Annotated in this window: 4 protein-coding genes; all 4 read left to right on the plus strand. The window is 43.6% G+C overall.

Going from position 1 to position 1454, the window contains the following annotated elements:
- Positions 1-181 (plus strand): hypothetical protein (locus CIK04_RS23835; protein ID WP_325205755.1); only part of this gene is annotated, 181 nt, incomplete at its 5' end.
- A 505-nt stretch (positions 182-686) separates the two neighbouring features.
- Positions 687-902: a hypothetical protein gene (locus CIK04_RS33605; protein WP_325205756.1), complete on the plus strand. Its 216-nt coding sequence runs from the start codon at positions 687-689 to the stop codon at positions 900-902.
- Between the two features lie 93 nt (positions 903-995).
- The gene (locus tag CIK04_RS33610) at positions 996-1310 is read left to right on the plus strand and encodes a hypothetical protein (protein WP_325205757.1); all 315 of its coding nucleotides are present in this window, start codon (positions 996-998) and stop codon (positions 1308-1310) included.
- 91 nt (positions 1311-1401) lie between these two features.
- On the plus strand, positions 1402-1454 hold a 53-nt coding region (locus CIK04_RS33615), incomplete at its 3' end, for a diguanylate cyclase (protein WP_325205758.1).

A 1454-nucleotide genomic window follows, 5' to 3' on the forward strand; every position in this document is an offset into this window, starting at 1 on the left:
CAGCGACGCCCATGAAGCGCAAACGCAGCTTAACGAGCTCAAGCACGCCATCAGTAACACGCGATTGCTTGAAGCGGGATTGCCCGTGGGATACTCGATTAGTGTCGGCTTGACACAACTTGCACCGAGCTACCACGAGACCATCGAAAACGCAGAACGTGCTCTGCAACGTCGAAACTAGGAAACAGAGTGGTGACTCACTTCTCTGAGAGCTCAGCCAAAACCAGTTGCGCATAAAATTAGCTCAACTTCCACCCAACCTGTCACTACTCTTAGCAAAACGCGCCGAGAGTAGTGGCTCAAAAACAAATTAATACACTGTTATTTAAAGAATAAAACTCCAATTTACTTTAAAGCTCACTCTTTTTCATTAGCTCAAACCCTACCTTTCTCTTAGATTTTTACGCATTAAAAGCAAGAAATCATAACCGCCAGTTATATCTAGTTGTAGTCTCTTAGCAGCCTCGCTCGCTCGCCAATGGCTTGAAACACATGGCTAGTAAGGCTTTGTGAACCTGTTCTTTGTCACTCTTTCCCCTTTCGGTAATTACACAATGAGCAATAAAATTCATATAAAACATGGCTCTTATCACATTAAAAGTAACGTGATATTCCTTCAAACTTCTATTTCTCACCTAGAATTAAGTGGCGGGAAAAGCGACGAAAGAACAACGTAAAGGACAAAAATGACTAAATTAGTAGGGCAACATCTTGAAGAAATGGCAGACATTCGATCAACAAGAAAGAAGAAAATTGTTGGTCTGTGTTCTGTTGCCGCTTCCGTGATGTTTTTCTACTGTGCAATAGACCAATTTGCGCAATCGGACTTGGCTTTAGGCGCATTAAATGGATTAGCTGGCCATGATTTGTTTGGGCAATTTCTTGTACATCAAGTCGGTTAGAAATCCACTCTACGCGGATTTAGTCCTCAGCTGTTTGATGTTATTGGATGCGTTGTTTGTCTGTTTTATATTGGCGATGCAACTGCTGACAAAATGTTGGTCCTTTTCCCACTGTTAGCTACCGTCATTCTGATCAACAGCTTCAATATTGGCTTGCTGCTGAGTGGTTCTTTCTGTTTTATCGTCGCCTATTCACTGTTTTTGKCCAAAACAGTGGTGCTGACGGGGCTACTCGATACAACCCATGTTTTTATWTCGCCCTCCATCGCAACCTGTATTGTCTGTCACACATCAACCTACTACTACAGCAAAGTGGTTCACTATATTCAGAGCCTATACCAAGAAGGGATTGAGGAGTCTTGCCTACCTCGATCAACTGACGGGTTTAGCCAACCGTTGGAGTTTTGAAAACTGGGCAAAAGATAAGCTGCGGGAGATAGATGCCACACCGAGCACGTGCATCACTGCATGGTTTTCTCGATATCGATAACTTAAACACATCAACGATGCGTATGGCCACGACGTGGGAGATCGCGTCTTGCAACACTTTGC

It is taken from the genome of Vibrio sp. 03_296 (genome assembly GCF_002265885.1).